This is a genomic window from Sphingomonas sp. 2R-10, from assembly GCF_030062225.1.
GTDB lineage: Bacteria > Pseudomonadota > Alphaproteobacteria > Sphingomonadales > Sphingomonadaceae > Sphingomonas.
Genome location: NZ_JASCXF010000055.1, coordinates 1 through 25,223 on the forward strand (window position 1 = coordinate 1; position 25,223 = coordinate 25,223).

The following is a 25,223-nucleotide window of genomic DNA, read 5'->3' on the forward strand; positions in this document are numbered from 1 at the left end:
GGTCGGGGTCGGCGTGGGACGCGGCGCGGCGGTCGCACGTACGGTGGGCGTCGCCGCCGGGCGCGGGGCGGCGGGCGTGGCGCGCGGGGTCGGCGTCACCGTAGGCACCACGCGCGGCGTCGCGGCGGGCGTCGGCGACGGGGTCGGCACCACCTGCGGCGTGATGTCGTAGATCGGGATCGAACCGTCGGGCGTTGTCTGCTGCACAGCGGCGGCGGGCACGGCGAGAGTCGCGACGATCGTTGCGAGCGGAAGCTGGAACTGCATGCGGATGCTCAACCGGGCTTTTGTGGCCGGCGTCAGCCTGTTGCCGGCTCCATCGCGGCGAAGCGTGTCGTAATCGCGACGGAAGGAACGACGCCCGTTCGCGCGTTGACAGTCCCCGGCCCCGCTTCTATATCGCAGCCTTGCTTCAGGCCCGGGAAAGAATGCGTCGTCGCGCAACGCATTGCATGTATGGGCCTGTCGCCATTCCAGGACGCTCGATCAGCTGCGGCCCCCGGTGGGTGACGCGGCTTTCGTCGTCCTGTTCGCACGCCAGCCCGGTGGCCACCGGGCACGAGATTTGACTGCAAGCGAGGCCCACGACCCCATGGCGACCAAGGCAACCGCAACCGGCACGCACAAGCGCCGCATCCGCAAGGTGTTCGGCGACATCCACGAAGTGGTGCAGATGCCGAACCTGATCGAGGTCCAGCGCGAGAGCTACGAACAGTTCCTGCGTTCGGACCCGTCGATCGGCTATGTCTCCGGCCTCGAAAAGACGCTGCGGTCGGTATTCCCGATCCGCGACTTCGCCGGCACGGCGGAACTCGACTTCGTCACCTACGAACTGGAAGACCCCAAGTTCGACGTGGAAGAATGCCGCCAGCGCGGCATCACCTATGCCGCGCCGATGCGCGTTACCCTCCGCCTGATCGTGTTCGAGGTCGATGCCGATACCGAGGCCCGGTCGGTCCTCGATATCAAGGAGCAGGACGTGTACATGGGCGACATGCCGCTCATGACCGAGAACGGCACCTTCTTCATCAACGGCACCGAGCGCGTGATCGTGTCGCAGATGCACCGTTCGCCGGGCGTGCTGTTCGACCATGACCGCGGCAAGACCCACGCCAGCGGCAAGTATCTCTTCGCCGCCCGCGTCATCCCGTATCGCGGGTCGTGGCTCGACTTCGAATTCGACGCCAAGGACATCGTCAACGTCCGCATCGACCGCAAGCGCAAGCTGCCGGTGACGTCGCTGCTGTACGCGCTGGGCATGACCGGCGAGGACATCCTCAACCACTTCTACAACCGCGTGACCTTCGTTCGCGGCGAAGGCGGCTGGCGCATCCCGTATGCGCCCGAAAACTGGCGCGGGCAGAAGCCGTCGTTCGACATCGTCGATGCGAACACCGGCGAAGTCGTGTTCCCGGCCGGCACCAAGATCAGCCCGCGCCTCGCCAACAAGGCGGGCAAGGACGGCCTGACCGACCTGCTGATCCCGACCGAGGAAATCTTCGGCCGCTACAGCGCCTATGACCTGATCAACGAGACGACCGGCCAGATCTACATCGAGGCCGGCGACGAGGTATCGCCCGAGAATCTCGAACTGCTCGACCAGGCAGGAATCGAGCGGATCGAACTGCTCGACATCGACCATGTGTCGACCGGGCCGTGGATCCGCAACACGCTGAACGTCGACAAGGCCGAGGAGCGCGAACAGGCGCTGTCGGACATCTATCGCGTGATGCGTCCCGGCGAGCCGCCGACGCTGGAAACCGCCGAATCGCTGTTCGCCGGGCTGTTCTTCGATCCGGAGCGCTACGACCTGTCGGCCGTCGGCCGCGTGAAGCTGAACATGCGCCTCGATCTCGACGCGCCGGACACGGTGACCACGCTGCGCAGCGAGGACATCCTGTCGGTCGTCAAGACGCTGGTCGACCTGAAGGACGGCAAGGGCGAAGTCGACGATATCGACAACCTCGGCAACCGTCGTGTCCGTTCGGTCGGCGAGCTGCTGGAGAACCAGTATCGCGTCGGGCTGTTGCGCATGGAGCGTGCGGTCAAGGAGCGCATGTCGTCGGTCGACGTATCGACCGTCATGCCGAACGACCTCATCAACGCGAAGCCGGCGGTCGCCGCGGTGCGTGAATTCTTCGGCTCGTCGCAGCTGTCGCAGTTCATGGACCAGACCAACCCGCTGTCGGAAGTGACGCACAAGCGTCGCGTGTCGGCACTCGGGCCGGGCGGTCTGACCCGTGAGCGCGCGGGCTTCGAAGTCCGCGACGTCCACCCGACGCATTATGGCCGTATCTGCCCGATCGAGACGCCGGAAGGCCCGAACATCGGCCTCATCAACAGCCTCGCGACCTTCAGCCGCGTCAACAAGTACGGCTTCATCGAAACCCCCTATCGTCGCATCATCGACGGCAAGGTGTCGGACGAGGTCGTGTACCTCTCCGCGATGGAAGAGCAGAAGCACACCGTCGCGCAGGCGTCGGCGGCGCTGAACGAGGACGGCAGCTTCGCCGAGGAACTGGTGTCGGCCCGTCAGGCCGGCGAATTCCTGATGGCGCTGCCCGAAAACGTCACGCTGATGGACGTCAGCCCGAAGCAGCTGGTGTCGGTCGCCGCGTCGCTCATTCCGTTCCTGGAAAACGACGACGCCAACCGCGCGCTGATGGGTTCGAACATGCAGCGTCAGGCCGTGCCGCTGGTGAAGGCGGAAGCGCCGTTCGTCGGCACCGGCATGGAAGAGACCGTGGCGCGCGATTCGGGCGCCGCGATCTCGGCCAAGCGTGCGGGCGTGGTGGATCAGGTCGATGCCGCGCGCATCGTGATCCGCGCCACCGGTGAGGTCGATGCGGCGGAAAGCGGCGTCGACATCTACACGCTGATGAAGTTCCAGCGTTCGAACCAGTCGACCTGCATCAACCAGCGTCCGCTGGTGAAGGTGGGCGACGTGATCCGTGCGGGCGAGGTCATCGCCGACGGTCCGTCGACCGAGTTCGGCGAGCTGGCGCTGGGCCGCAACGCGCTCGTCGCGTTCATGCCGTGGAACGGCTACAACTACGAGGATTCGATCCTCATCAGCGAGCGGATCGTGAAGGACGACGTGTTCACGTCGATCCATATCGACGAGTTCGAGGTGATGGCCCGCGACACCAAGCTCGGGCCGGAGGACATCACCCGCGACATCCCGAACGTGGGTGAAGAGGCGCTGCGCAACCTCGACGAGGCGGGCATCGTCTATATCGGTGCCGAGGTCGAGCCGGGCGACATCCTGGCGGGCAAGATCACGCCGAAGGGCGAATCGCCGATGACGCCGGAGGAAAAGCTCCTGCGCGCGATCTTCGGTGAGAAGGCCAGCGACGTGCGCGACACCTCGCTGCGCCTGCCGCCGGGCGTGTCGGGTACGGTCGTCGACGTCCGCGTCTTCAACCGCCACGGCATCGACAAGGACGAGCGCGCGATGGCGATCGAGCGCGAGGAGATCGAGCGCCTGAAGAAGGACTCGGACGACGAGCGCGGCATCCTCAACCGTGCGACCTGGTCGCGCCTGCGCGAAATGCTCGAAGGGCAGACCGCGACGGCCGCGCCCAAGGGCGTCAAGAAGGGCGTGGTCATCGACCGCGACCTGCTCGACAGCGTGGAGAAGCACGAGTGGTGGCGCTTCGCCGTCGCCGACGATACCGCGCAGTCGAACCTCGAAGCGATCAAGGCGCAGTATGACGAGGCGGTGAAGCGGATCACCGACAAGTTCCACGACCGTCGCGAGAAGCTGGAGCGGGGCGACGAGCTGCCGCCGGGCGTGCTCAAGATGGTCAAGGTCTTCGTCGCGGTGAAGCGCAAGCTGCAGCCAGGCGACAAGATGGCCGGCCGTCACGGCAACAAGGGCGTCATCTCGCGCATCCTGCCGCAGGAAGACATGCCGTTCCTCGAGGACGGTACGCCGGTCGACCTGGTGCTGAACCCGCTGGGCGTGCCGTCGCGCATGAACGTCGGGCAGATCTTCGAGACGCACCTCGGCTGGGCCGCTCGCAACCTCGGCATGGAAGTCGCCCGGTCGCTGCGCGACTGGCGCGAAGCCAATCCGGACGCGGTCGGCGGCGAAATGCCCTCGGCGGTCAAGGACCGGTTGAAGGCGATCTACGGCGATCACTATGCCGAGGACATCGACAGCCGTTCGAACGAGCAGCTGCACGAACTGGTCCAGAACATCAGCACGGGCGTGCCGATGGGCACCCCGGTGTTCGACGGCGCGCGCGAGAGCGACGTGTCCGACATGCTGGAACTGGCCGGGCTGCACAGCTCGGGTCAGTCGGTGCTGTTCGACGGCCGGACCGGCGATCAGTTCGACCGGATGGTCACCGTCGGCATCATCTACATGCTGAAGCTGCACCACCTGGTCGACGACAAGATCCACGCGCGTTCGATCGGGCCGTACTCGCTTGTCACCCAGCAGCCGCTAGGCGGCAAGGCGCAGTTCGGCGGCCAGCGCTTCGGAGAAATGGAAGTGTGGGCGCTCCAGGCCTATGGCGCCGCCTACACGCTCCAGGAAATGCTGACGGTGAAGTCCGACGACGTGGTCGGCCGCACCAAGGTCTATGAGGCGATCGTCAAGGGCGACGACACCTTCGAGGCCGGCATCCCCGAGAGCTTCAACGTGCTGGTCAAGGAAATGCGTTCGCTCGGCCTCAACATCGAGTTGAGCAGCATCGAAGAGAACGACGGACTGGCCGAGGCGGCGGAGTAAGCCGGATCGAATGAATACCGTCCGTCCTGAGTAGCCGCTGAGCTTGTCGAAGCGGCGTATCGAAGGACCGCCCCCGTGGCAGTCCTTCGATACGGGCCTTCGACTAGCTCAGTCCCTACTCAGGACGAACGGATGGTTTTTCCCTCCCTGTGAGGAAAGCAAAATGAACGAACTGACCAATTTCGCGAACCCGGTGGCCAAGCCGGAGACCTTCGACCAGATCCAGATCGGTATCGCATCGCCGGAGCGCATCCGCTCGTGGTCGTTCGGCGAGATCAAGAAGCCCGAGACGATCAACTATCGTACGTTCAAGCCGGAACGTGACGGCCTGTTCTGCGCGCGCATCTTCGGTCCGATCAAGGATTACGAGTGCCTGTGCGGCAAGTACAAGCGCATGAAGTACAAGGGCATCGTCTGCGAGAAGTGCGGTGTCGAAGTCACGGTGTCGAAGGTCCGCCGTGAGCGGATGGGCCATATCGAACTGGCCGCGCCCGTCGCGCACATCTGGTTCCTGAAGTCGCTGCCGTCACGCATCGGCCTGCTGCTCGACATGCAGCTCAAGCAGCTCGAGCGCGTGCTGTATTTCGAGAGCTACATCGTGATCGAGCCGGGCCTGACCGCGCTGGAGAAGTATCAGCTCCTCACCGAGGACGAGCTGCTCGACGCGCAGGACCAGTATGGCGAGGACGCGTTCTCGGCCGGGATCGGCGCCGAAGCGGTCAAGCAGATGCTGATCGACCTCGACCTCGAGGGCGAGAAGCGCGACCTGCTCGAAGAGCTGGCCGTCACCAAGTCGGAACTGAAGCCCAAGAAGATCATCAAGCGGCTGAAGGTCGTCGAGAGCTTCCTCGAATCGGGCAACCGTCCCGAATGGATGATCCTCGACGTCGTTCCGGTCATCCCGCCCGAACTGCGCCCGCTGGTGCCGCTGGACGGCGGTCGCTTCGCGACGTCGGATCTGAACGACCTGTATCGCCGCGTCATCAACCGCAACAACCGCCTGAAGCGGCTGATGGAGCTGCGTGCGCCGGACATCATCGTCCGCAACGAAAAGCGCATGTTGCAGGAAGCGGTCGACGCGCTGTTCGACAACGGCCGTCGCGGCCGCACGATCACCGGCGCCAACAAGCGTCCGCTCAAGTCGCTGTCCGACATGCTCAAGGGCAAGCAGGGCCGCTTCCGTCAGAACCTGCTCGGCAAGCGCGTCGATTATTCGGGTCGTTCGGTCATCGTGACCGGCCCGGAACTCAAGCTGCACCAGTGCGGCCTGCCCAAGAAGATGGCGCTCGAGTTGTTCAAGCCGTTCATCTACGCCCGCCTCGACGCCAAGGGCCTGAGCATGACGCTCAAGCAGGCGAAGAAGTGGGTCGAGAAGGAGCGCAAGGAAGTCTGGGACATTCTCGACGAAGTCATTCGCGAGCACCCGGTCATGCTGAACCGCGCACCGACGCTCCACCGTCTGGGCATCCAGGCGTTCGAGCCGGTGCTGATCGAGGGCAAGGCGATCCAGCTGCACCCGCTGGTCTGCTCGGCGTTCAACGCGGATTTCGACGGCGACCAGATGGCCGTCCACGTTCCGCTGTCGCTTGAAGCACAGCTCGAAGCGCGCGTCCTGATGATGTCGACCAACAACATCCTGTCGCCCGCGAACGGCAAGCCGATCATCGTGCCGTCGCAGGACATGGTGCTGGGCCTCTACTATCTGTCGATGGAGAAGACGAACGAGCCGGGCGAAGGCATGCTGCTGGGCGACATGGCGGAGGTGCATCAGGCGCTGCACGCCGGTGCCGTCACGCTGCACACCCGGATCGTCAGCCGCGTTCCGCAGACCGACGAGGACGGCAAGCAGTATCTCAAGCGCTATGAGACCACGCCGGGTCGCATGCTGCTGGGCGAGACGCTGCCCAAGTCGCACAAAGTGCCGTTCGAGACGGTCAACCGCCTGCTGACCAAGAAGGATGTCGGCGACGTCATCGACGAGGTGTATCGCCACACCGGTCAGAAGGAGACCGTGCTGTTCGCCGATGCGATCATGGCGCTGGGCTTCCGCCACGCGTTCAAGGCCGGCATCTCGTTCGGCAAGGACGACATGCTGATCGCGCCGGACAAGGACAAGCTGGTCGACGAGACGCGCGACCAGGTGAAGGACTTCGAGCAGCAGTATCAGGACGGCCTGATCACGCAGCAGGAGAAGTACAACAAGGTGATCGACGCCTGGAGCCGTTGCGGCGATCAGGTCGCGACCAGCATGATGGACGAGATCAAGGCGGTCCGCCGCTACGAGGACGGTCCCGACAAGGGCCGCGAGAAGCCGATCAACTCGATCTACATGATGGCCCACTCGGGTGCCCGCGGTTCGCAGGCGCAGATCAAGCAGCTGGCCGGCATGCGCGGCCTGATGGCCAAGCCGTCGGGCGAGATCATCGAGACGCCGATCATCTCGAACTTCAAGGAAGGCCTGACCGTCCTTGAGTACTTCAACTCGACCCACGGCGCCCGCAAGGGCCTTGCGGATACGGCGCTCAAGACGGCGAACTCGGGCTATCTGACCCGCCGTCTGGTCGACGTGTCGCAGGACTGCGTCGTCATCATGGACGATTGCGGCACCCAGCGCGCGCTGGAAATGCGCTCGATCATCGAAGGCGGCGCGACCATCGCGTCGCTCGGCGAGCGCATCCTCGGCCGGACCACGGCAGAGGACGTGGTCGACCCCAAGAACGGCGAGGTCGTGTTCCCGACCGGCACGTTGCTCGACGAGGCGATGATCACGAAGATCGAGGCGCTCGGCCTGCAGGCGATGAAGATCCGCAGCCCGCTGGTCTGCGAAGCCAAGGTCGGCGTCTGCGGCACCTGCTACGGCCGTGACCTCGCCCGTGGTACGCCGGTGAACATCGGCGAAGCGGTCGGCGTCATCGCGGCGCAGTCGATCGGTGAACCGGGCACGCAGCTGACCATGCGTACCTTCCACATCGGTGGTGCGGCGCAGCTGAACGAGCAGTCGAACCTCGAGGCGCCGGTCGACGGCACGGTCGAGTTCCGCGACCTGCGCCTGATCGAGGATCAGCGCGGGCGCCGGGTGGTGCTCAGCCGTTCGGGCGAGATCGCGATCGTCGACATGGACGGCCGCGACCTGTCGGTACACCGTATCCCGTACGGCGCGTACGTGCTGTTCGACGATGGCCACATCGTCTCGCAGGGCGACCGCATGGCCGAATGGGATCCGTTCACCGCGCCGGTCATCACCGAAACGGCGGGTACGGTGAAGTTCATCGACCTGATCGAGAACAAGACCGTCACCGAGCGCGTCGACGAAGCGACCGGTATCGCCCAGCGCGAGATCATCGAATATCGCGCGACGACCAAGTCGAAGGAGGATCTGCGTCCGCGCATGACCCTGCTCGATGCGAATTCGGGCGAGGCCGCGCGCTACATGCTGGCGCCGGGCGCGGTGCTGTCGGTCGAGGACGGTGCGAGCGTGCAGGCGGGCGACGTTCTTGCCCGTGTCGCCCGTGAATCGGCCAAGACCCGCGACATCACCGGCGGTCTGCCGCGCGTCGCCGAGCTGTTCGAGGCACGCATCCCGAAGGAGGCGGCGATCATCGCCAAGGTCTCGGGCCGCGTGATCTTCGGCAAGGATTACAAGGCGAAGCGCAAGATCGGCATCCAGCCCGAGGATGGCGGCGACGTCGTCGAGTATCTGATCCCGAAGTCGAAGGTGATCGACGTTCAGGAAGGCGACTACGTCAAGCGTGGCGACAACCTGATCGGCGGCTCGCCGAACCCGCACGACATTCTGGAAACGCTCGGCATCGAGCCGCTGGCCGAATATCTGGTCAGCGAAATCCAGGGCGTCTATCGACTGCAGGGCGTGAAGATCAACGACAAGCACATCGAGACGATCGTTCGTCAGATGCTGCAGAAGGTCGAGATCACCGACGGTGGCGACACCACCCTGCTGGCGGGCGAACAGCTCGACCGCGACGAGATGGACGAAGCCAATGCGAAGCTCGACGCGGGGCTGGCTCCCGCGCAGGGCAAGCCGGTGTTGCTCGGCATCACCAAGGCGTCGCTCCAGACGCGGTCGTTCATCTCGGCCGCCTCGTTCCAGGAAACGACCCGCGTCCTCACCGAGGCTTCGGTGCAGGGCAAGATCGACAGCCTGAACGGTCTGAAGGAAAACGTCATCGTCGGCCGCCTGATCCCGGCGGGCACCGGTGCCGGCATGAACCGCCTGCGCGTGGCGGCCTCGTCGCGCGACGCGGCGCTGCGTGCGCAGCAGAAGGCGCTGGCCGGCTTCATCGCGCCGAATTCGGCCGAGGAAGAGCACGCCGCCGAACTGGCCCGTTCGCCCCGCGACGGACAGGGTGCCAATGATCCGCTGGCCGATGTCGTGCCCTCGGGCACCGGCACCGACGCCGATGCGGGCGAGTATCTGAACGACTGATCGTTCGGACCCTCGCTGCACTGACAAGCCGCCGTCCGGGCAACCGGGCGGCGGTTTCGTTTTGGGGTGCCGGCGCCGGCCCTGCCCGACAGCTCACCCCCGGCGTCACCCCGGGCGTGACCGGAGTCCCCTTCTTCCCGTCCGTCGCAGGACAAGGAGCCGGCTCCCAGCGCAGGGCCGGGGCAACGACCTTTCCTCTCCACCTGCCGCCCCCTATCCTGCGACGTAGACCAAGGGGGACCCATGTATCGCATCCTGTTCGCGCTATTGACGCTCGCCACGCCGGCGACGGCCCAGACCTACCGCCCCGACTTCGACCCATCGGCGCACAAGGGACCCCGATCCGGCCCGGCGAACGAAGTCGCGGTCCTCGGGTCGACCCACCTGTCGCAACTGCCGGAGCGCTTTCGTCCCGAAGCGCTCCGCCCGCTGCTCGACCGGCTCGCCGCATGGCGGCCGCAGGCGATCGCGATCGAGGCGCTGTCGGGGGCGCAATGCGACGAACTGCGTCGCTATCATTATCGTTACGCCGATACCGTGTCGTCCTATTGCCCCGACACCGCAGCCGCCCGCGCTGCGACGGGGCTGGACGTGCCCGCCGCGACGGCGGCGTTCGAGACGATGCTGACCGACCCGGCCCCTGCCCCCGCCCCTTCGCGGCGGCGGCGCCTCGCCGCCCTGTTCCTCGCGGCAGGCGAGGAGGCTTCGGCACTGGTCCAGTGGCTGCGCCTGCCGCCAGCCGAGCGCAAGGTCGGTGACGGGCTCGACGAGGCGCTGGTCCAGCATCTGGGCAGGCTCGAAACCCGGCGCGACGAAAGCCTGATGATCGCCGCACGGCTTGCCGCCCGGCTCGGGCTGGAGCGGGTCTACGCGATGGACGACCACAGCGCCGACCGGATGACACCAAAGGCCGACGAAGCCGCCTATGGCGCCGCGATCCAGAAGGCGTGGGACAATGCCGCGCTCACCCGGCGCAAGCGGCAGGACGAAACTGCGAGCCGTGATCTGGCGACCGGTGACGGCATCCTGACGCTCTATCGCTCGATGAACAGCGCGGGGCTCGGCCGGACGGTGTATGACAGCGACTTCGGCGCCGCGCTGGAGGAGCCCTCGCCCCGGCGGTTCGGGCGGCAATATGTCGCCTATTGGGAAACGCGGAACCTGCGCATGGCGGCCAACATCCGCGACATGCTGGGCGGGCGTCCGGGGATACGCGCGCTGGTCGTCGTCGGGGCGTCGCACAAGCCGTATCTCGACGCCTATCTCCACCAGATGCAGGACGTCCGCGTGATCGATATGGCGCCGATCCTGCGATAGGGAGCCGCCGCCCCGCCGGATCGTTCCCTTCCCTTCACACCGAAAGGGAATCTGCCATGGCACAGGACGACGCGACCGCCGACACGCTGGCCGACAACGTCGACGACGCCATGCTGGCCAAGGCCCGGCCGCCGGTCGGCGCGATGCTGCTGCTGGGGATCGCCGCCGGCGCGCAGATCGGGTTCGGCGCGATCGGCTATCTGGTGGCGCAGGCGGGAATGGCGCCCGGCGGCGCGACGCAGTTGCTGTCGGGCGTCGCCTTCTCGGTCGGGCTGATGCTGGTGATGGTGACGGGTACGCAGCTCTTCACCGGCAACACCATGCTGGTGCTGCCCGCGGCGCAGGATCGGCTGGGCATCGGCGAGACGCTTCGCGACTGGAGCGTGGTGTGGGTCGCGAACCTGATCGGCAGCCTCGGGGTCGCCGCGCTGTTCGTCGCATCGGGCGCTCCGCAAGCGATCGACGGCGCGGTCGCGGCGGCGGCGCTCAAGACCGCCGATACCAAGCTTGCCAAGGACTGGGTCGAACTGCTCGCTTCGGGCGTGCTCGCCAACATGCTGGTGTGTCTGGCGGTGTGGATGGCGACCGGGGCCACCACCGTCGCGGGCAAGATCGCGAGCGTGATCGGTCCGGTGACGCTGTTCGTCGCCGCCGGGTTCGAACATTCGGTGGCGAACATGACGCTGCTGCCGATCGCGTGGGGCCTCGATCCCGCTGCGGTGCCGATGGGGCCGCTGCTCGGCAATCTGTTGCTGGCGACGGCGGGGAATATCGTCGGCGGGTCGCTGGTCGCGATCACGCTGGCGGCGGGACATCGTACGCTGGCGAGGTAACGCTGCCTCTCTGCCCCGGTATCGCCAGCGTCATCCCGGCGCAGGCCGGGATCTCCCCGGTATAGCACGTCGCAGGAGCCGCCGGAGGCCCCAGCCTGGGCCACGCTGCTGGCCGGGTAGACCGGGGATCGACATCCCCGGATATGAAAGAGGCCGCCGGGGTCTCTCGACGCCCGGCGACCTCAAGCATGGTCAGCGGCCGGAAGCTCCAGCCCGGGAGACCATGCGAACCGCATGTGCCAGGATCACGGCGTTGACTGGGGGAGGATACCCCCCGCACGCGACCCTATCGGCGTTTAGCGGCGCGTCTCCCGAACGAACTGAACCGAACCCACTGCTGAACCATGAGACATCGGATCACCTCCTTTCGCTAGTTAAAGCCGTTACGCACCGAACGATGCGCACCCGGAATTTGGGGCATCGGGCGCGCACCTGCAAGACTTGTAATGCGCGGGATTTCCGCCATACTCGACAGCCCGTGCGGCGCTCATCGCCCCGCCGGGCGACATCCCCGCACCACCGCACCAATCGCCTTGTCGCCGGGCACCCGCAGCACCGGGCTCTTGCCCGACGCGACTGCGAATACCTCGGCGTCGGCCAGGGCATCGAGGAACGTCTGGCCGGTGGTGACCGGTGTCTCCAGCGCGCCATCGACGACCTGCGCGGGGAAGGTCGCCGCCGCATTGTCGGTGAACAGGCTGATCGTATCGCCCTCCCCCACGCCGCGTGACAGCACGATCCGTCGCGCCGCCCGGTCGCAGCGGATCGCGAACACGGTGCCGCCCTCGAAGCGATAGGTCGCCGCCCCCGGCGTCGCCGACCAGTTGCCGGCCAGCGGCACCGCGCCGTCGAGCTCGGGCGTCGGCAATTGTCCGGGCCTGAGCGGGCGCGGTGAGCGTGTCGCGCTCGGCAACGGGGCCGGCGTCGGCTGCACACTCGGCTGCGGCGCGGGCGGCGGCGGTTCGCCCGAACAACCGGCCAGCACCGACAAGGCGAGCAGCGCCCGCCGCATCAGCCGCGGCAATCCTCGGTCACGCGCAGCACCTCGGCCCAGGCCGGCAGCACCAGCCGCCCGACCGGCGCGCCCTCGACCACGAAGCGCCCGCGGCTGAATCCGATCGCATCGAGCAGCCGGTCGCTTGCGGCAAGCGCGACACCGACCCCGCCCGCCATCGGCTGAACGGGCAGGCTGCGCTGCGTGCTGGTGGTGCGGATCGTCAGCGTGCCGGGGGCGGGGCGCGGCGTGGCGAAGGTCATCGTCACCTGGCCGCCGGCACGGTTGCACGTCAGCGTCGCGACCGGTGCCGCGCCGCGCGTGCCATAGGTCGCCACCGATCCGGTGCCGAGGCCGCGATACTGCCAGTCGCCGGGCGTGCGCGGCAGGTCGCGCCAGTCGCCGCTGACCGGCGGCACGGGCGCGGGACGGACAGGCACCGGCCGCTGCACGGGTGCCGGCACCTCTTCGGTCGCAGGCGGCGCACCGGGCGGCACGCATCCGGCAAGCAGGACGACGGTGGCGAGGGGAAACAGGATACGCATGGCCACCTTATGGGCGATGCGGCCGGCAGCCTCAACCGGGGATGGGATGCGACGGTACCAACCCGCGTCCGTCATTCCGGCGCAGGCCGGAATCCATGGATGGGGCGACATCGCGATAGCGGCGCGAGCACCCGACACAATGGATCCCGGCCTGCGCCGGAATGACGACAGACTATTCGTCACTCCCGCGCATGCGGGAGTCCCTATGCGCTGACGTTGCGATTCCAGCCGCGACGACGGAGGCTATGGATTCCCGCCTGCGTGGGAATGACGGGGCCGGAGGTTACCGCCCCCGCGCCCCGCCCCCGGCCATCCGCATCGCCTTCTGCTTGCCATAGCGCGTCTTGCGCGTGCCGGGCTTGCCTTCGTTCGATCGGCCCATGACCGGCGCCTTATGTTCGCTCGCCGGCAAGCCCAGTTCCTCATTCTCCAACGACCGGATCTCGTCGCGCAGCCGCCCCGCGGTCTCGAACTCCAGATTCGCCGCCGCCTCGCGCATCTGCTTTTCGAGGCTTTCGATGTATGAGCGCAGATTGTGGCCGACCATGTGGCGCGGACCGTCCTCGTCGATCTCGACCGTCACCTGATCGCGCGATGCGACGTCGGCGATGATGTCGCCGATCTGGCGCTTGATCGTCGTCGGGGTGATGCCGTGCAGCGCATTGTATTCGCGCTGCTTCTCGCGGCGGCGGTCGGTTTCGGCGATGGCGCGTTCCATGCTGCCGGTCATCCGGTCGGCATACAGGATCACCCGCCCGTCGACGTTGCGCGCGGCGCGGCCGATCGTCTGGATGAGCGAGGTTTCGCTGCGCAGGAACCCTTCCTTGTCGGCATCGAGGATCGCGACCAGCCCGCATTCGGGAATGTCCAGCCCCTCGCGCAACAGGTTGATGCCGACCAGCACGTCGTACACGCCCATGCGCAGGTCGCGGATCAGCTCGATGCGCTCCAGCGTCTCGACATCGCTGTGCATGTAGCGGACCTTCAGACCCGCCTCGTGCATGAACTCGGTCAGATCCTCGGCCATGCGCTTGGTCAGGGTGGTGACCAGCGTGCGATAACCGTTCTTCGCCGTCTCCTTCGCCTCGTGGATCAGGTCGTCGACCTGTTCCTCGACCGGGCGGATCGTGATCGGCGGATCGATGAGGCCCGTCGGGCGGATGACCTGTTCGCTGAACACGCCGCCGGTCTGTTCCATCTCCCACGACCCCGGCGTCGCCGACACGCACACCGTCTGCGGCCGCATCGCGTCCCATTCGTTGAAGCGCAAGGGGCGGTTGTCGATCGCGGAGGGCAGGCGGAAGCCATATTCGGCCAGCGTGATCTTGCGCCGGTGATCGCCGCGCGACATGCCGTTGATCTGCCCGATCGTCTGGTGGCTTTCGTCGACGAACAGCAGCGCATTTTCGGGCAGATATTCGAACAGCGTGGGCGGCGGTTCGCCGGGCAGGCGGCCGGTCAGGAAGCGGCTGTAATTCTCGATCCCCGCGCAGCTTCCGGTCGCCGCGATCATCTCGAGGTCGAAATTGGTGCGCTGTTCCAGCCGCTGTGCCTCCAGCAGCTTGCCCTCCATCACCAGTTCCTTCAACCGCTCGGTGAGTTCGTGGCGGATCGCCTCGCCTGCCTGTTTCAGCGTCGGCCCCGGCGTCACATAGTGCGAATTGGCATAGACGCGGATCGAATTGAGGCTGGCGACCTTCTTGCCGGTCAGCGGGTCGAACTCGGTGATCTCCTCGATATCGTCGCCGAAGAAGGTGATGCGCCACGCGCTGTCGTCATAATGCGACGGAAACAGTTCGAGGCTGTCGCCACGCACGCGGAAATTGCCGCGCTGGAACGCGGCGTCGTTGCGCTTGTATTGCAGCGCGACCAGCTTGCGCACGATCTCGCGCTGGTCGACCACGTCACCCTTTTTCAGGTCGAAGATCATCGCCGAATAGGTTTCGACCGATCCGATGCCGTACAGGCACGACACCGACGCGACGATGATGACGTCGTCGCGCTCCAGCAGCGAGCGGGTGGCCGAATGGCGCATCCGGTCGATCGCCTCGTTGGTCGAGCTTTCCTTTTCGATATACGTGTCCGACCGCGCGACATAGGCTTCTGGCTGGTAATAGTCGTAATAGCTGACGAAATATTCGACGGCATTGTCCGGGAAGAACGACTTCATCTCGCCGTACAGCTGCGCCGCAAGGATCTTGTTGGGCGCGAGGATCAGCGCGGGGCGCTGCAACTCCTCGATCGTCTTGGCCATGGTGAAGGTCTTGCCGGAGCCCGTGACGCCCAGCAGCACCTGATCCTTCTCCCCGGCCCGCGCCGCTGCGACCAGTTCGGCAATCGCGGTCGGCTGGTCGCCGGCGGGCTGGTAGTCGGACCTGATGACGAATCGCTTGCCCGCATCCACCTTCTCTGGGCGCGCCGGGCGGTGGGGAATGAAGGTCTGCCCGGTTTCCGGTTCGGACAGGTCGGTGCGGATCATGATCGCCATGCGCCGGAATATGGGTGGCGCGGAACGGGAGGGCAACATTCGGCGCTGTCGGATTCGCGCGCAAGCGCGAAGAAGGGAGTGGTTCGCGCAGAGACGCGGAGACGCGGAGGGGTTGCGTAACCGGCCAGCACCCGCATCTGCCACAAACGTCACCCCAGCGAAGGCTGGGGTCTCCCGGTTGTAGAGCGCTCGCCTCGCCGCGGGAGATGCCAGCCTTCGCTGGCATGACGATATCCGGATGACTGAGAGAAGAGTGACGTTCCCCGTACGGACCTCCTCCGCGTCTCCGCGCCTCCGCGCGAACCACTCCCTTCTTCTTACGCTTCGCGACCTTCGCGCCTTCGCGTGAACCAAATCCCCCTCGACACGAGCACCGAACCCGATAGCCTGCGCCGCACAAGGGGACCCGTATCATGCGCAAACTGCTCGCCACCGCCGCCTGCCTGCTCGCCGCCACGCCCGCCATGGCCGAGCCCGACTGGGCCCCCGCCGTCCGCGCCGATTACAGCGCGTCGCTGGGCAGCATGTGGGACTGGTTCCACCGCAACCCCGAGCTGTCGTTCAAGGAGGTGAAGACCGGTGAACGCATGGCGACCGAACTGCGCAAGGTATCGGGCATGCAGGTCACGACCGGCGTCGGCGGCACCGGGGTCGTCGGCGTGCTCAGGAACGGCGCCGGCCCGACCGTGCTGGTCCGTGCCGACATGGACGGCCTGCCGGTCGAGGAGAAATCGGGCCTGCCCAATGCCAGCAAGATACGCCAGGTCGGCGTCGACGGCGTCGAGGCCCCGGTGATGCACGCCTGCGGCCACGACACGCACATCACCGCGATGGTCGGCACCGCCCGCCGGCTCGCGGCGCTGAAGGACCGGTGGAAAGGCACGATCGTCTTCATCGTCCAGCCGGCCGAGGAACGCGTCGGCGGGGCGAAGGCGATGCTGGCGGACGGTCTCTACAGCCGCTTCCCCAAGCCCGAATATGCCCTTGCCTTCCACGTCGCCGCGGGGCTCCCCGCCGGCATGGTGTCGGCATCGGAGGGCATTCAGTATTCGTCGTCGGACTCGATCGATATCGACGTCCCCGGCATCGGCGCGCATGGCGCCAGTCCGCATGCCGGCAAGGACCCGGTCTACATGGCGTCGCAGCTGGTGATCGCGCTGCAGGGCCTCGTCAGCCGCGAACGCCAGCCGCTCGACCCCGGCGTCATCACCGTCGGATCGTTCCATGCCGGTCTCAAGCACAACATCATCAGCGACATGGCGAAATTGCAGGTGACGGTGCGCGCCAACGACGAAGCGACGCGCAAGCAGCTGCTGTCCGGCATCCAGCGCGTCACCACCGGCATCGGCACGCTGAACGGGATGCCCGCCGACCGGATGCCGACCGCAAAGGTGATCGAGGGCACGCCGACCACGATCAACGACGCCCCGCTCGCCCGCCGCCTCAACACGGTGATGGCGACGACGCTGGGGCCGAAGAACGTCGTGCCGTTCGAACAGACCGGCATGGGCGCGGAGGACTTTGCTTATCTCGTCCAGCCGGATTCGAAGGTGAAGGGCTATTATTTCGCGGTCGGCGGGACCCCGCTGGCCGACATCGTCGCAGCGAGGAACGGCGGCCCGCCGGTCCCCTCGCACCACTCGCCGTTGTTCAAGGTCGCGCCGGAACCCTCGATCGTGACCGGCACGATCGCGATGACCGCCGCGGTGCTGGACCTGCTGGGGCCGGCGTCAGGCAACTGACCGCCCTCTCCATCCCGTTCGGTTCGAGCAGTTTCGAGCGAAGTCGAGAAACGTCCGTCGAGAACTTGGTCGTTTGGTGCACCCCCTTCTCGACTTCGGTTCTCGACAGGCTCGAACCTGCGCTCGAAGCAAACGGGAGGGGGGGGGGCAAGTAGCCGAGAAAGAGTCCAAACCGTTCGTGCTGAGTAGGGGCTGAGCTTGTCGAAGCGTAACAGGTCGGATCGTCCCCCGGACGATCCTAAACCATGCGGGGCATGGTTTACCTGTTACGGTATCGAAGCATCCAGCCACGTGCGATCCTTCGATACGCCCCTTCGACAAGCTCAGTGGCTACTCAGGATGAACGGGTTGGATAGGGGGAGAACGATGAGGCTCACCCGAACACCGACCAGTCCGCCTTGTCCGCCAGCAGCTCCAGTGCCCGGACGCCGAGGATCGAATTGCCCTGCCTGTCGAGATTGTTCGACCACACCGCGATCGACGCGACCTGCGGCACGATGGCGAGGATGCCGCCCCCCACCCCGCTCTTGGCGGGCAGCCCGACGCGGTACGCGAAATCGCCCGACCCGTCATATTGCCCGCTGGTCGTCATCAGCGACAACAGCCGCCGCGTCCGCTTCGCCCGCTTGTCGCCTTCCACATCACCGGTCCGTGCGGTGCGGGTCAGGAACAGCCCAGCCTTCGCCAGCGACTTCGCGTCGATCTCGATCGCGCATTGATGGACATAGGCTTCCATCACCTCGTCGATGTCGCCATGCAGGTTGCCGTGATGCTTCGCGAAGCTCATCATCGCGCGGTTCAGATCGCCGCCCTTGCGCCCGCTTTCCAGCACATCGTCGTTGAGGATGACGTCACCAAGCCCCGCCTGCGCGCGCACGAACTCGACCACCGCCCGCGCCGACGCGTCGTCGCCCTTGTGCTCGACCAGGATGTCGCACACCACCAGTGCGCCTGCATTGATGAACGGGTTGCGCGGCACCCCCTTGTTGCGTTCGAGGTCGACGATCGAGTTGAACGGATCGCCCGACGGCTCGCGCCCGACGCGCTTGAACACCTTGTCGCCGCACGCCTCCAGCGCCAGTTCGAGGGCGAAGACCTTGGAAATGCTCTGGAGCGGAAAGCGGATATGCGCATAGCCGCCATGGAACAGCCCGCCATCGGGCGTCGCCACCGCCATGCCGAACCAGTCGGGCGGATAGTCGTGGCCCGCCTCCGCCGCCGCCTCGATCGCGGCGGCGTTGGCGGTGATCTCTTCCGTCACCTCGGCGACGATGCGGGCGAGGTCGGTCATGGCACTTCCTTGTTACGATACGAACGGCAGCGATAGCACGCGCCCACGCCGACGCGAACCGTACCCCGGCGGAGGTGGGGGGCCGGAGCCACGAACGACAGCACTCGCGACCCTGGGTGTTTGATCCATCCGTATGGAAACGTCACCCCAGCGTAGGCTGGGGTCTCCATCGACTCCTGCTACGCGCTACCACCGGGAGATCCCAGCCTTCGCTGGGATGACGCCCGTTTCGATATGAGTGTATCAAACTCTGGATCCCCGCCTGCGCGAGGATACGGGATCAAATCGTCACCAGATTGTTCAGGTTGATGATCGGCAACAGGATCGCCAGCACCATCATCAGCACCAGCCCGCCCATCAGCAGCAGCACCATCGGTTCGACCAGCGCGACCAGCGTCGCGACCAGCGCGTCGAGTTCGCGCTCCAGCTCGCCCGAGGCACGGTCGAGCGCGGGGGCCAGCCGCCCCGACGTCTCGCCCGACGCGACGATCGCCACCAGCATCGATGGAAATATCTCCGCCTCCGCCATCGCCGCGCGCAGCGACAACCCCTCGCGCACCCGCGCCGCGACGGTCAGCGCCTTGTCGCGCACGAAGCGGTTGGGGGTGACCGCGGCGGCGGCGTGCAGCGCCTCGACCAGCGGCACCGCGCTGCCGACCAGCGTCGCCAGGCTCCCGGCGAAGCGGGCGGCATTGTGCTGGCGGCTGAACCGGCGGAACGGACGGCGTGTCGCCAGTCGCCGGTCGACCGCCAGCCGGTTGCGCGGCACCTTCAACCATCGCGCCCCGGCGACGAACGCGACCAGCGCCGCCACCGCGACGACCAGCCCGAACTTCTGGATGAACGCCGACACGGCGATCAGCGCCCGCGTCAGGAAGGGCAGTTCCGCCCCGCGCGACACGAACACGCGCACGATGTCGGGCACGACATAGACCATCAGCAGCACCATCATGCCGAAGCTGACGGTGGCGAGCAGCGCCGGATACAGCAGCGCGAGCTGCATCTTCTGCCCGTTGGCCTGCCGCGTCTCGACGAAATTGGCAAGGTGGTTAAGCACGTCGGGCAGTCGCCCCGACTGTTCCCCCGCCGCCACCGACGCGCGATAGAATTCCGGAAACGCCCCGGGATGCCGCGCCAGCCCCTGCGCGAAGCTGCGCCCGTCGAGGATCGCGGCGCGCACGTCCAGCAGCAGCGCGTTGACCGCGGCATTGTCCGCCTGCTGCGCGACGATGCGCAGCGATTCCTCGATCGAGATATCCGACCCGACCAGGGTCGCGATCTGCCGGGTGAGCGTCGCCAGCGCCTTGGCCGACACCCCGCGGCGAAACAGCCGGGGCAGCTGGATGCTGCCGAGCTTCGGGCCGCGTTCGGCGGCTTCCTCGACCGACAGCGGCAATTCACCGCGTTCGCGTAAAGCGGCGCGGGCGGCGGCGGGGCTGGAGGCTTCGATGATGCCCTTGACGGTCGCACCGGTGCGGGAGGCGGCGCGATAGGTGTAGGCGGTCACCTACGTATCCCCGTCAAAATTGCCGTTTGGTTCGAGCAGCTTCGAGCTTGTCGAGAAGCGTCCGTCGAGAACGCCTGCCCAGCGGAACCCCGTTCTCGATACGCGCTCTCGACAAGCTCGATCGCTACTCGAACCGAACGGGTGGGTGTTAGGGTATTAAGACTCACCCCTCGTCCCGCACGACCCGAGCGACTTCCTCGACGGTGGTCACTCCGGCCTTCACCTTCGCCACGCCATCGTCCAGCAATGCCGGATTGTCCACCCGTGCCGCCCGCTCCAGCTCCGCCTCGGCCGCACCGTTGTGGATCATCGCCTGCAACCGGTCGTCGACCGCCACGACCTCGTACAACCCGGCGCGCCCGCGATAGCCCTCGTGATGGCACGCCTCACACCCGCCCTTGCGCCACAGTTTCTTGCCCGGCTTGATCGCCCCGCCCAGCAGCACGCTGTCCGCCTCGGTCGCACGATCCTGCCAGCGGCAATGCACGCACAACCGCCGCACCAGCCGCTGCGCGACCAGCCCGACCAGCATCGGCGCCAGCAGATACCGCTCCACCCCCATGTCGATCAGCCGCGTGACCGATCCGATCGCGGTGTTGGTATGCAGCGTCGACAGCACGAAATGGCCGGTCATCGACGATCGTACCGCGGTCTGCGCCGTTTCCTGATCGCGGATTTCGCCGACCATGATGACGTCGGGGTCCTGCCGCAGGATCGCGCGCAGCCCGCGCGCGAACGTCATGTCGGTGCGCGGATTGACCTGCGTCTGGGCGATGCCGGCCAGTTCATATTCGATCGGGTCCTCGACCGTCATCACGTTGCGGCGGCGATCGTTCAGGCGGGTCAGCGCGGTGTAGAGTGTCGTCGTCTTGCCCGACCCCGTCGGTCCGGTGACCAGCAACAGCCCGTGCGGCCGCTCCAGCAGCCGCCCGAACACCGCCTCGTCGCGCTCCGACATACCGAGACCGGCGAGGTCGAGCATCATGCCGCCGCGCTCCAGCAGGCGCAGCACCACCCGTTCGCCATGCTGGGTCGGCATGGTCGAGACACGCGCATCGACGTCGTGCCCGCCGATGCGCAGCGTCACCCGCCCGTCCTGCGGCGTGCGGCGCTCGGCGATGTCGAGTTTCGCCATGACCTTGATCCGGCTGACCAGCAGCGGGGCGAGCGCGCGCGGCGGTTCGACGATGTCGCGCAGCACGCCGTCGATGCGGAAGCGGACGACGAGGCGCTTTTCCTGCGTCTCGACATGGACGTCCGACGCGCCTTCCTTGATCGCCTCCAGCAACAGCGCGTTGATGAGGCGGATGACCGGCGAATCGTCGCGTGCGTCGAGCAGGTCGTCGACCGCCGCCGCGCTGTCGGCCAATGCCGCCAGGTCGGTTTCGGCCAGTTCGATATCGGCGGCGGTCGAGGCGCTGCCGCCATAGCTCGCCTGCAACGCCGCATCGAACCCGGCATCGTCCAGCGCGACGAACGGCACCCCCGGCGCGACCCGCTGCACCTCCAGCATCGCATCCAGCGTCGCGTCGGCGCGGTGGACGCACTCCATGCCGCCCTTGCCTAGGCGAATCAGCACGCCGCCCTTGCGCGCATAACCGTATGGCAGGCGCACCGGTTCGGCATGGAGCAACGTATCGGTCACGGCTGGAACTCCACGGTCGCATTGACCCGGCCGGAAGCCGAACCGCGCTGCATCGTCACCCGCCGCACGCCGATCGTGCTGGTCGATGCGACCGAACCCAGCCACGTCACCACCGCCGGATAGGGCGCATCGGTCAGCGTCGCGGTGACCCTGCCGTTCGCCTCCGCCACGGTCGGTTGCAGCCCTGCGGTCGCCGCGGTCGAACTGACGACCGACTGCGGCGGTCCGGCGGCGATGGTCTGCGGCGCGGCTTCCAGCCGCCCGGCGGCACGCACCCGCGCCATCAGCGTCTCGGCCTGGCGGATGTCGGCGCGCGCCTGCGCCCGTGCCGCCTGCACCGGCTTGACCACGCCGTACACCAGCACGACCCCGGCCAGCAGCGCGGCAAGCGTGCCGACCAGCACCCGCTCGCGCGTCGACAGCCCCTGCCACCACGCGTCGAAGCGGCCCAGCGCGCCCTCGATCCGGGCACCCCGTTTCAGCAGCACGATCATGCCCCGCGCGCCACGATGCGCAGGGTTCCACCCGGCGCGGCCACCACCTGCGCGGCGACCCCGGCGGCGGACAGCGCGGCGCGTACCCGGTCGGCCATGCCGGTTTCGGGCGATTCGCATTCGATCGTCAGTGCATTGCCCTCGAACGTCATCGTCCGCACCACCAGCACCGGGCCGATCGGGCTCAGCGCGCCACCGACGCGCGACAGCAGCGGCACGAACCGGTTGGTCCCGGTCGGACGCGGCAGCAGGTCGGCGACGCGGATCAGAAAATCGTCCCCGCCGGTGGGCACCGCCGGCGCCGTCGTCGCGACCAGCTGTTGCAGCGCGTCGTGCCGCCGCTCGGCGATCCGTTGCAGCATCAGCGTATCGGCCACCGCGATCACGCCATGCGCCAGCGCGGCAGCCCCGAGGATCATGGCGACCTTGCGCGTGGTGCTGGGCCAGGCCGTCCGGCGCCGGGCATAGCTGCCCTGCCGCAGGTCGATCGGCGCGGCGGCGACCCGGTCCGCGATGCTGCCGGCGGGAAATGCCGCGCCGTCGCCCGCCATCGCTTCCGGCAGCGGATCGCCCGACGCCTGCGCCTTCGGCCGCCCCGCCGCGTCCCATGCCGCGACCAGCATCGCCAGCGGCACCGCGAATCCGGTGCCGTCGGCGGCCCGCACCAGCGCGCGACCACCGGTCACCTCGACGGTCCAGCCCTCGACCGGAGCCGGCAGCGCCAGCGCGTCAGGGACGAACGCCGCCGACCCGATCCCGGCGGCCTCGGCAATCGCGATCCACTCCGCCATCACCGCGTGCCGCACCACCGCGACCAGATAGCGCCGCTCGCCCACCGCCTCGCCCAGCGCCAGATGCACCGCATCGACCGGATCGGCGATCCGGTCCTCGATCGCAAAGGGCAACGCCGCGAGCCGCTTCGCCCGCGTCGGCAGCGGCAGGTCGACGCCGAGCAGCAGGACCGATTCGGACGGAATCAGCAAGGTTGTTGCCGGGGCCGCACCATCGACTACAATGGCTTCGCCGCCCGCGACAGCCCACACGCCGGCGGACGAACCGGCGGGGGCAGGTTCGATTGTCACAATGGCTTCATCGTGTGGACGCATTGGGGCGTGGATGCGCATCTTATTCCGAAAGTTTCGTGACACCTTGGCCGCGAACCCCGCCGCCCGCAAGGTTTCTGTCCCCGACAGCCAGGCCGGCCTGACACTGGTCGAAATGATCGTCGTGCTGGCGATCATCGCGCTGGTCGCGGCGCTGATCGTGCCCAACGTCATCAACCGCCCCGATCAGGCGCGGGTGACCACCGCCGGCACCGACATCAAGTCGATCTCCGCCGCGCTGAAAATGTACCGGCTCGACAATGGCGACTATCCGACGACGACGCAGGGGCTGAAGGCGCTGGTCGAAAAACCGTCGCAGCCGCCGGTGCCCGGCGCCTATCCCCCCGACGGATACCTGTCGCAGATGCCACAGGACCCTTGGGGCAATCCCTATGTCTACGAATCGACCGGCGGGCGCTTCGCGATCAAGTCGCTCGGCAAGGACGGCAAGCCCGGCGGCGAGGACCTCGACGCCGATATCGACGGGTCGGCGCGCTGAGTCAGACCCCCGCCTATCGTCATTCCCGCGAAGGCGGGAATCCATTGCCGCCGACGCTCGCGATTGATCCGCGACGTTCGCGTCTATGGGCTCCCGCCTGCGCGGGAGCGACGAAGGATGATTCCCAGTCCGGCATGACCCTGATCGAGATGCTGATCGTCCTCGCCATCATCGGCGTGGCGGCGGGTGCGGTCAGCCTCGGCATCGGCAGCGCCACCCGCGCGCCCAATGTCGAGGCGGAGGCCCGGCGCCTCGCCGTCCGGCTGCAGGCGGCGGCCGACGACGCGATGCTCGGCGACCAGCTGATCGCGCTGACCACCGACACCCATGGCTATGGCTTCGCCCGCGTCGGTCCGCGCGGGCTGGTGCCGATCACCGACGATGCGCTGGCGTTCCACACCCTGCCCGGCGGGATGGTCATGGCGCTGGACACCGCGCCGCCGGTGATCCTCGGCGTCGACGGCACCGGCCAGCCGCTGGGCGCGACGGTGACGGGCGGCGACCAGACGTGGCGCGTGCAGTATGACGGCATCACCGCGCGAGCGACGAAGGTGCTGAAATGATCCTTCCCGGCACGGAGTATCGGGTCGACCATACCCCGTATGGTCGAGGATCGTCCGGGGGACGATCCGACCCGATACTGGGGACCGCCGCGAAGCAGTGGTGGAGGGGGCTATCCCCGAACACGACCGTTGCGTCCGCGGACACCCCCCTCCACCATGCTGCGCATGGTCCCCCTCCCCGTGACGGGGAGGAATATCACGATGCCGGCTTTTCTTTGATCGAGGCGATGGTGGCGCTGGCGGTATTGGCGATCGCCACGGTAGGGCTGATCGGCGCGGTCGAGCAGCACATCGATTCGACCCGTGGCGTCGAGCGGCGCGCGATCGCGATGTGGGTCGCCGAGAACCGGCTGGCCGATCTGGAAGCGGGGACGCCGGAGGCGAATGGGGAGCGGGTGGACATGCTGGGGCGGACGTGGAGCGTGGCGGTGAGCCGGACCGCGACCAGCGACCCCGTGCTCGACCGGGTGACGATCACCGTCGCCCCGGCCGGCGAAACCGCGCCGCTCGCCCGGCTCGACGGTTTCCTGCGCAAGGACGCGGCATGATCGTCGCCCGCCGCCTGCGCGTCCGCGAACGCTGGGTCGACTGGCTCGCCGCCGCCGCGATCGTCTCGGTCGCGGTCGCGCTGGCCGGGCTGGTCTGGCGACTGGCCGGCCATGCCGATACCGGCGCGATCACCGTGCCATCGGAAGCACGCGCCCGCGCCGTCACCGTCGACAGCGGCCCCGCCGTCGCCTGGGCTCCCTTCGGCAACCCGACCGCCGCCGACGCCACCGCCCCGACCGGCATCCAGGCGGTGCTCAAGGGCGTCGTCTTCGCCCGCCCCGCCGAACTTTCGATCTCGTTCGTGTCGATCGGCAACGAACCGGCGAGGCCGTACAAGGTCGGCGACGCGATCGCCGGCGCGCAGGTGACCGAGATCCGCCGCGACCGCATCATCCTGAACAATGGCGGCCGCCTCGAATATCTCGCCTTCCCCGATCCGTTCGGACAGGCGACGCCGACCCCCGGCCAGCC

At 67.3% G+C, this 25,223-nt stretch carries 17 protein-coding genes; 9 read left to right on the top strand and 8 right to left on the bottom strand.

The features are described 5' to 3' along the window. The first annotated feature begins 592 nt into the window (after positions 1 to 592). From rpoB to QLH51_RS18385, 4 genes are all read left to right on the top strand, one after another. A complete protein-coding gene (rpoB, locus tag QLH51_RS18370; protein WP_125662155.1) occupies positions 593 to 4,738 on the top strand; it encodes a DNA-directed RNA polymerase subunit beta in 4,146 nt (1,381 codons plus the stop codon). Between the two features lie 163 nt (positions 4,739 to 4,901). Next, positions 4,902 to 9,182, top strand: a complete 4,281-nt coding sequence (gene rpoC / locus QLH51_RS18375; RefSeq protein WP_125662152.1) for a DNA-directed RNA polymerase subunit beta' — start codon at positions 4,902 to 4,904, stop codon at positions 9,180 to 9,182. A 243-nt stretch (positions 9,183 to 9,425) separates the two neighbouring features. Then, positions 9,426 to 10,499 carry a DUF5694 domain-containing protein gene (locus QLH51_RS18380; RefSeq protein WP_125662150.1) on the top strand — a complete coding sequence of 358 codons (1,074 nt, stop codon included), beginning with the start codon at positions 9,426 to 9,428 and terminating at the stop codon, positions 10,497 to 10,499. A gap of 56 nt (positions 10,500 to 10,555) precedes the next feature. Next, a complete protein-coding gene (locus QLH51_RS18385; RefSeq protein ID WP_125662147.1) occupies positions 10,556 to 11,332 on the top strand; it encodes a formate/nitrite transporter family protein in 777 nt (258 codons plus the stop codon). A 487-nt stretch (positions 11,333 to 11,819) separates the two neighbouring features. On the opposite strand, the gene QLH51_RS18390 is transcribed toward QLH51_RS18385, so the two are convergent. The 3 genes from QLH51_RS18390 to uvrB form a co-directional block, all read right to left on the bottom strand. After that, positions 11,820 to 12,344: a hypothetical protein gene (locus tag QLH51_RS18390; protein WP_125662144.1), complete on the bottom strand. Its 525-nt coding sequence runs from the start codon at positions 12,342 to 12,344 to the stop codon at positions 11,820 to 11,822. Beyond that, on the bottom strand, positions 12,344 to 12,871 hold the full coding sequence (locus QLH51_RS18395; RefSeq protein ID WP_125662142.1) for a hypothetical protein: 528 nt from the start codon (positions 12,869 to 12,871) through the stop codon (positions 12,344 to 12,346). Before QLH51_RS18395 ends, QLH51_RS18390 begins: the two co-directional genes overlap by 1 nt. Positions 12,872 to 13,154: 283 nt before the next feature. Next, complete coding sequence (gene uvrB / locus QLH51_RS18400; protein WP_125662139.1) at positions 13,155 to 15,359, bottom strand: excinuclease ABC subunit UvrB; 2,205 nt, start codon at positions 15,357 to 15,359, stop codon at positions 13,155 to 13,157. A 413-nt stretch (positions 15,360 to 15,772) separates the two neighbouring features. Here uvrB and QLH51_RS18405 point away from each other — a divergent pair, with 413 nt between their 5' ends. After that, positions 15,773 to 17,101: an amidohydrolase gene (locus tag QLH51_RS18405; protein WP_125662136.1), complete on the top strand. Its 1,329-nt coding sequence runs from the start codon at positions 15,773 to 15,775 to the stop codon at positions 17,099 to 17,101. 373 nt (positions 17,102 to 17,474) lie between these two features. On the opposite strand, the gene glsA is transcribed toward QLH51_RS18405, so the two are convergent. From glsA to gspL, 5 genes are all read right to left on the bottom strand, one after another. Next, positions 17,475 to 18,392, bottom strand: a complete 918-nt coding sequence (gene glsA, locus QLH51_RS18410) for a glutaminase A (RefSeq protein ID WP_125662133.1) — start codon at positions 18,390 to 18,392, stop codon at positions 17,475 to 17,477. 280 nt (positions 18,393 to 18,672) lie between these two features. Then, positions 18,673 to 19,899 carry a type II secretion system F family protein gene (locus QLH51_RS18415; RefSeq protein ID WP_125662130.1) on the bottom strand — a complete coding sequence of 409 codons (1,227 nt, stop codon included), beginning with the start codon at positions 19,897 to 19,899 and terminating at the stop codon, positions 18,673 to 18,675. 163 nt (positions 19,900 to 20,062) lie between these two features. After that, positions 20,063 to 21,544: a GspE/PulE family protein gene (locus tag QLH51_RS18420; RefSeq protein ID WP_241218001.1), complete on the bottom strand. Its 1,482-nt coding sequence runs from the start codon at positions 21,542 to 21,544 to the stop codon at positions 20,063 to 20,065. After that, complete coding sequence (gene gspM, locus QLH51_RS18425) at positions 21,541 to 22,038, bottom strand: type II secretion system protein GspM (RefSeq protein ID WP_164516244.1); 498 nt, start codon at positions 22,036 to 22,038, stop codon at positions 21,541 to 21,543. The genes QLH51_RS18420 and gspM overlap by 4 nt, the downstream gene beginning before the upstream one ends. After that, the gene (gspL, locus tag QLH51_RS18430) at positions 22,035 to 23,120 is read right to left on the bottom strand and encodes a type II secretion system protein GspL (RefSeq protein WP_283514657.1); all 1,086 of its coding nucleotides are present in this window, start codon (positions 23,118 to 23,120) and stop codon (positions 22,035 to 22,037) included. The genes gspM and gspL overlap by 4 nt, the downstream gene beginning before the upstream one ends. A 67-nt stretch (positions 23,121 to 23,187) precedes the next feature. Between gspL and gspG the strand changes: the two genes are divergently transcribed. The 4 genes from gspG to QLH51_RS18450 all read left to right on the top strand — a co-directional run. Further along, a complete protein-coding gene (gene gspG / locus QLH51_RS18435; protein ID WP_283514658.1) occupies positions 23,188 to 23,640 on the top strand; it encodes a type II secretion system major pseudopilin GspG in 453 nt (150 codons plus the stop codon). Between the two features lie 62 nt (positions 23,641 to 23,702). After that, complete coding sequence (locus tag QLH51_RS18440) at positions 23,703 to 24,203, top strand: prepilin-type N-terminal cleavage/methylation domain-containing protein (protein ID WP_283514659.1); 501 nt, start codon at positions 23,703 to 23,705, stop codon at positions 24,201 to 24,203. Next, positions 24,200 to 24,751 carry a type II secretion system minor pseudopilin GspI gene (gene gspI / locus QLH51_RS18445; RefSeq protein WP_125662119.1) on the top strand — a complete coding sequence of 184 codons (552 nt, stop codon included), beginning with the start codon at positions 24,200 to 24,202 and terminating at the stop codon, positions 24,749 to 24,751. The genes QLH51_RS18440 and gspI overlap by 4 nt, the downstream gene beginning before the upstream one ends. Beyond that, a partial coding sequence (locus tag QLH51_RS18450) for a type II secretion system protein N (RefSeq protein ID WP_206429282.1) occupies positions 24,748 to 25,223 on the top strand: 476 nt, incomplete at its 3' end. The genes gspI and QLH51_RS18450, both read left to right, overlap by 4 nt.

Bases quoted from the DNA above. Each gene is read 5' to 3' on its own strand.
- rpoB (WP_125662155.1), top strand. From the start codon at position 593: ATGGCGACCAAGGCAACCGCAACCGGCACGCACAAGCGCCGCATCCGC.
- rpoC (WP_125662152.1), top strand. From the start codon at position 4,902: ATGAACGAACTGACCAATTTCGCGAACCCGGTGGCCAAGCCGGAGACC.
- QLH51_RS18380 (WP_125662150.1), top strand. From the start codon at position 9,426: ATGTATCGCATCCTGTTCGCGCTATTGACGCTCGCCACGCCGGCGACG.
- QLH51_RS18385 (WP_125662147.1), top strand. From the start codon at position 10,556: ATGGCACAGGACGACGCGACCGCCGACACGCTGGCCGACAACGTCGAC.
- QLH51_RS18390 (WP_125662144.1), bottom strand. From the start codon at position 12,344: ATGCGGCGGGCGCTGCTCGCCTTGTCGGTGCTGGCCGGTTGTTCGGGC.
- QLH51_RS18395 (WP_125662142.1), bottom strand. From the start codon at position 12,871: ATGCGTATCCTGTTTCCCCTCGCCACCGTCGTCCTGCTTGCCGGATGC.
- uvrB (WP_125662139.1), bottom strand. From the start codon at position 15,359: ATGGCGATCATGATCCGCACCGACCTGTCCGAACCGGAAACCGGGCAG.
- QLH51_RS18405 (WP_125662136.1), top strand. From the start codon at position 15,773: ATGCGCAAACTGCTCGCCACCGCCGCCTGCCTGCTCGCCGCCACGCCC.
- glsA (WP_125662133.1), bottom strand. From the start codon at position 18,392: ATGACCGACCTCGCCCGCATCGTCGCCGAGGTGACGGAAGAGATCACC.
- gspM (WP_164516244.1), bottom strand. From the start codon at position 22,038: ATGATCGTGCTGCTGAAACGGGGTGCCCGGATCGAGGGCGCGCTGGGC.
- gspI (WP_125662119.1), top strand. From the start codon at position 24,200: ATGATCCTTCCCGGCACGGAGTATCGGGTCGACCATACCCCGTATGGT.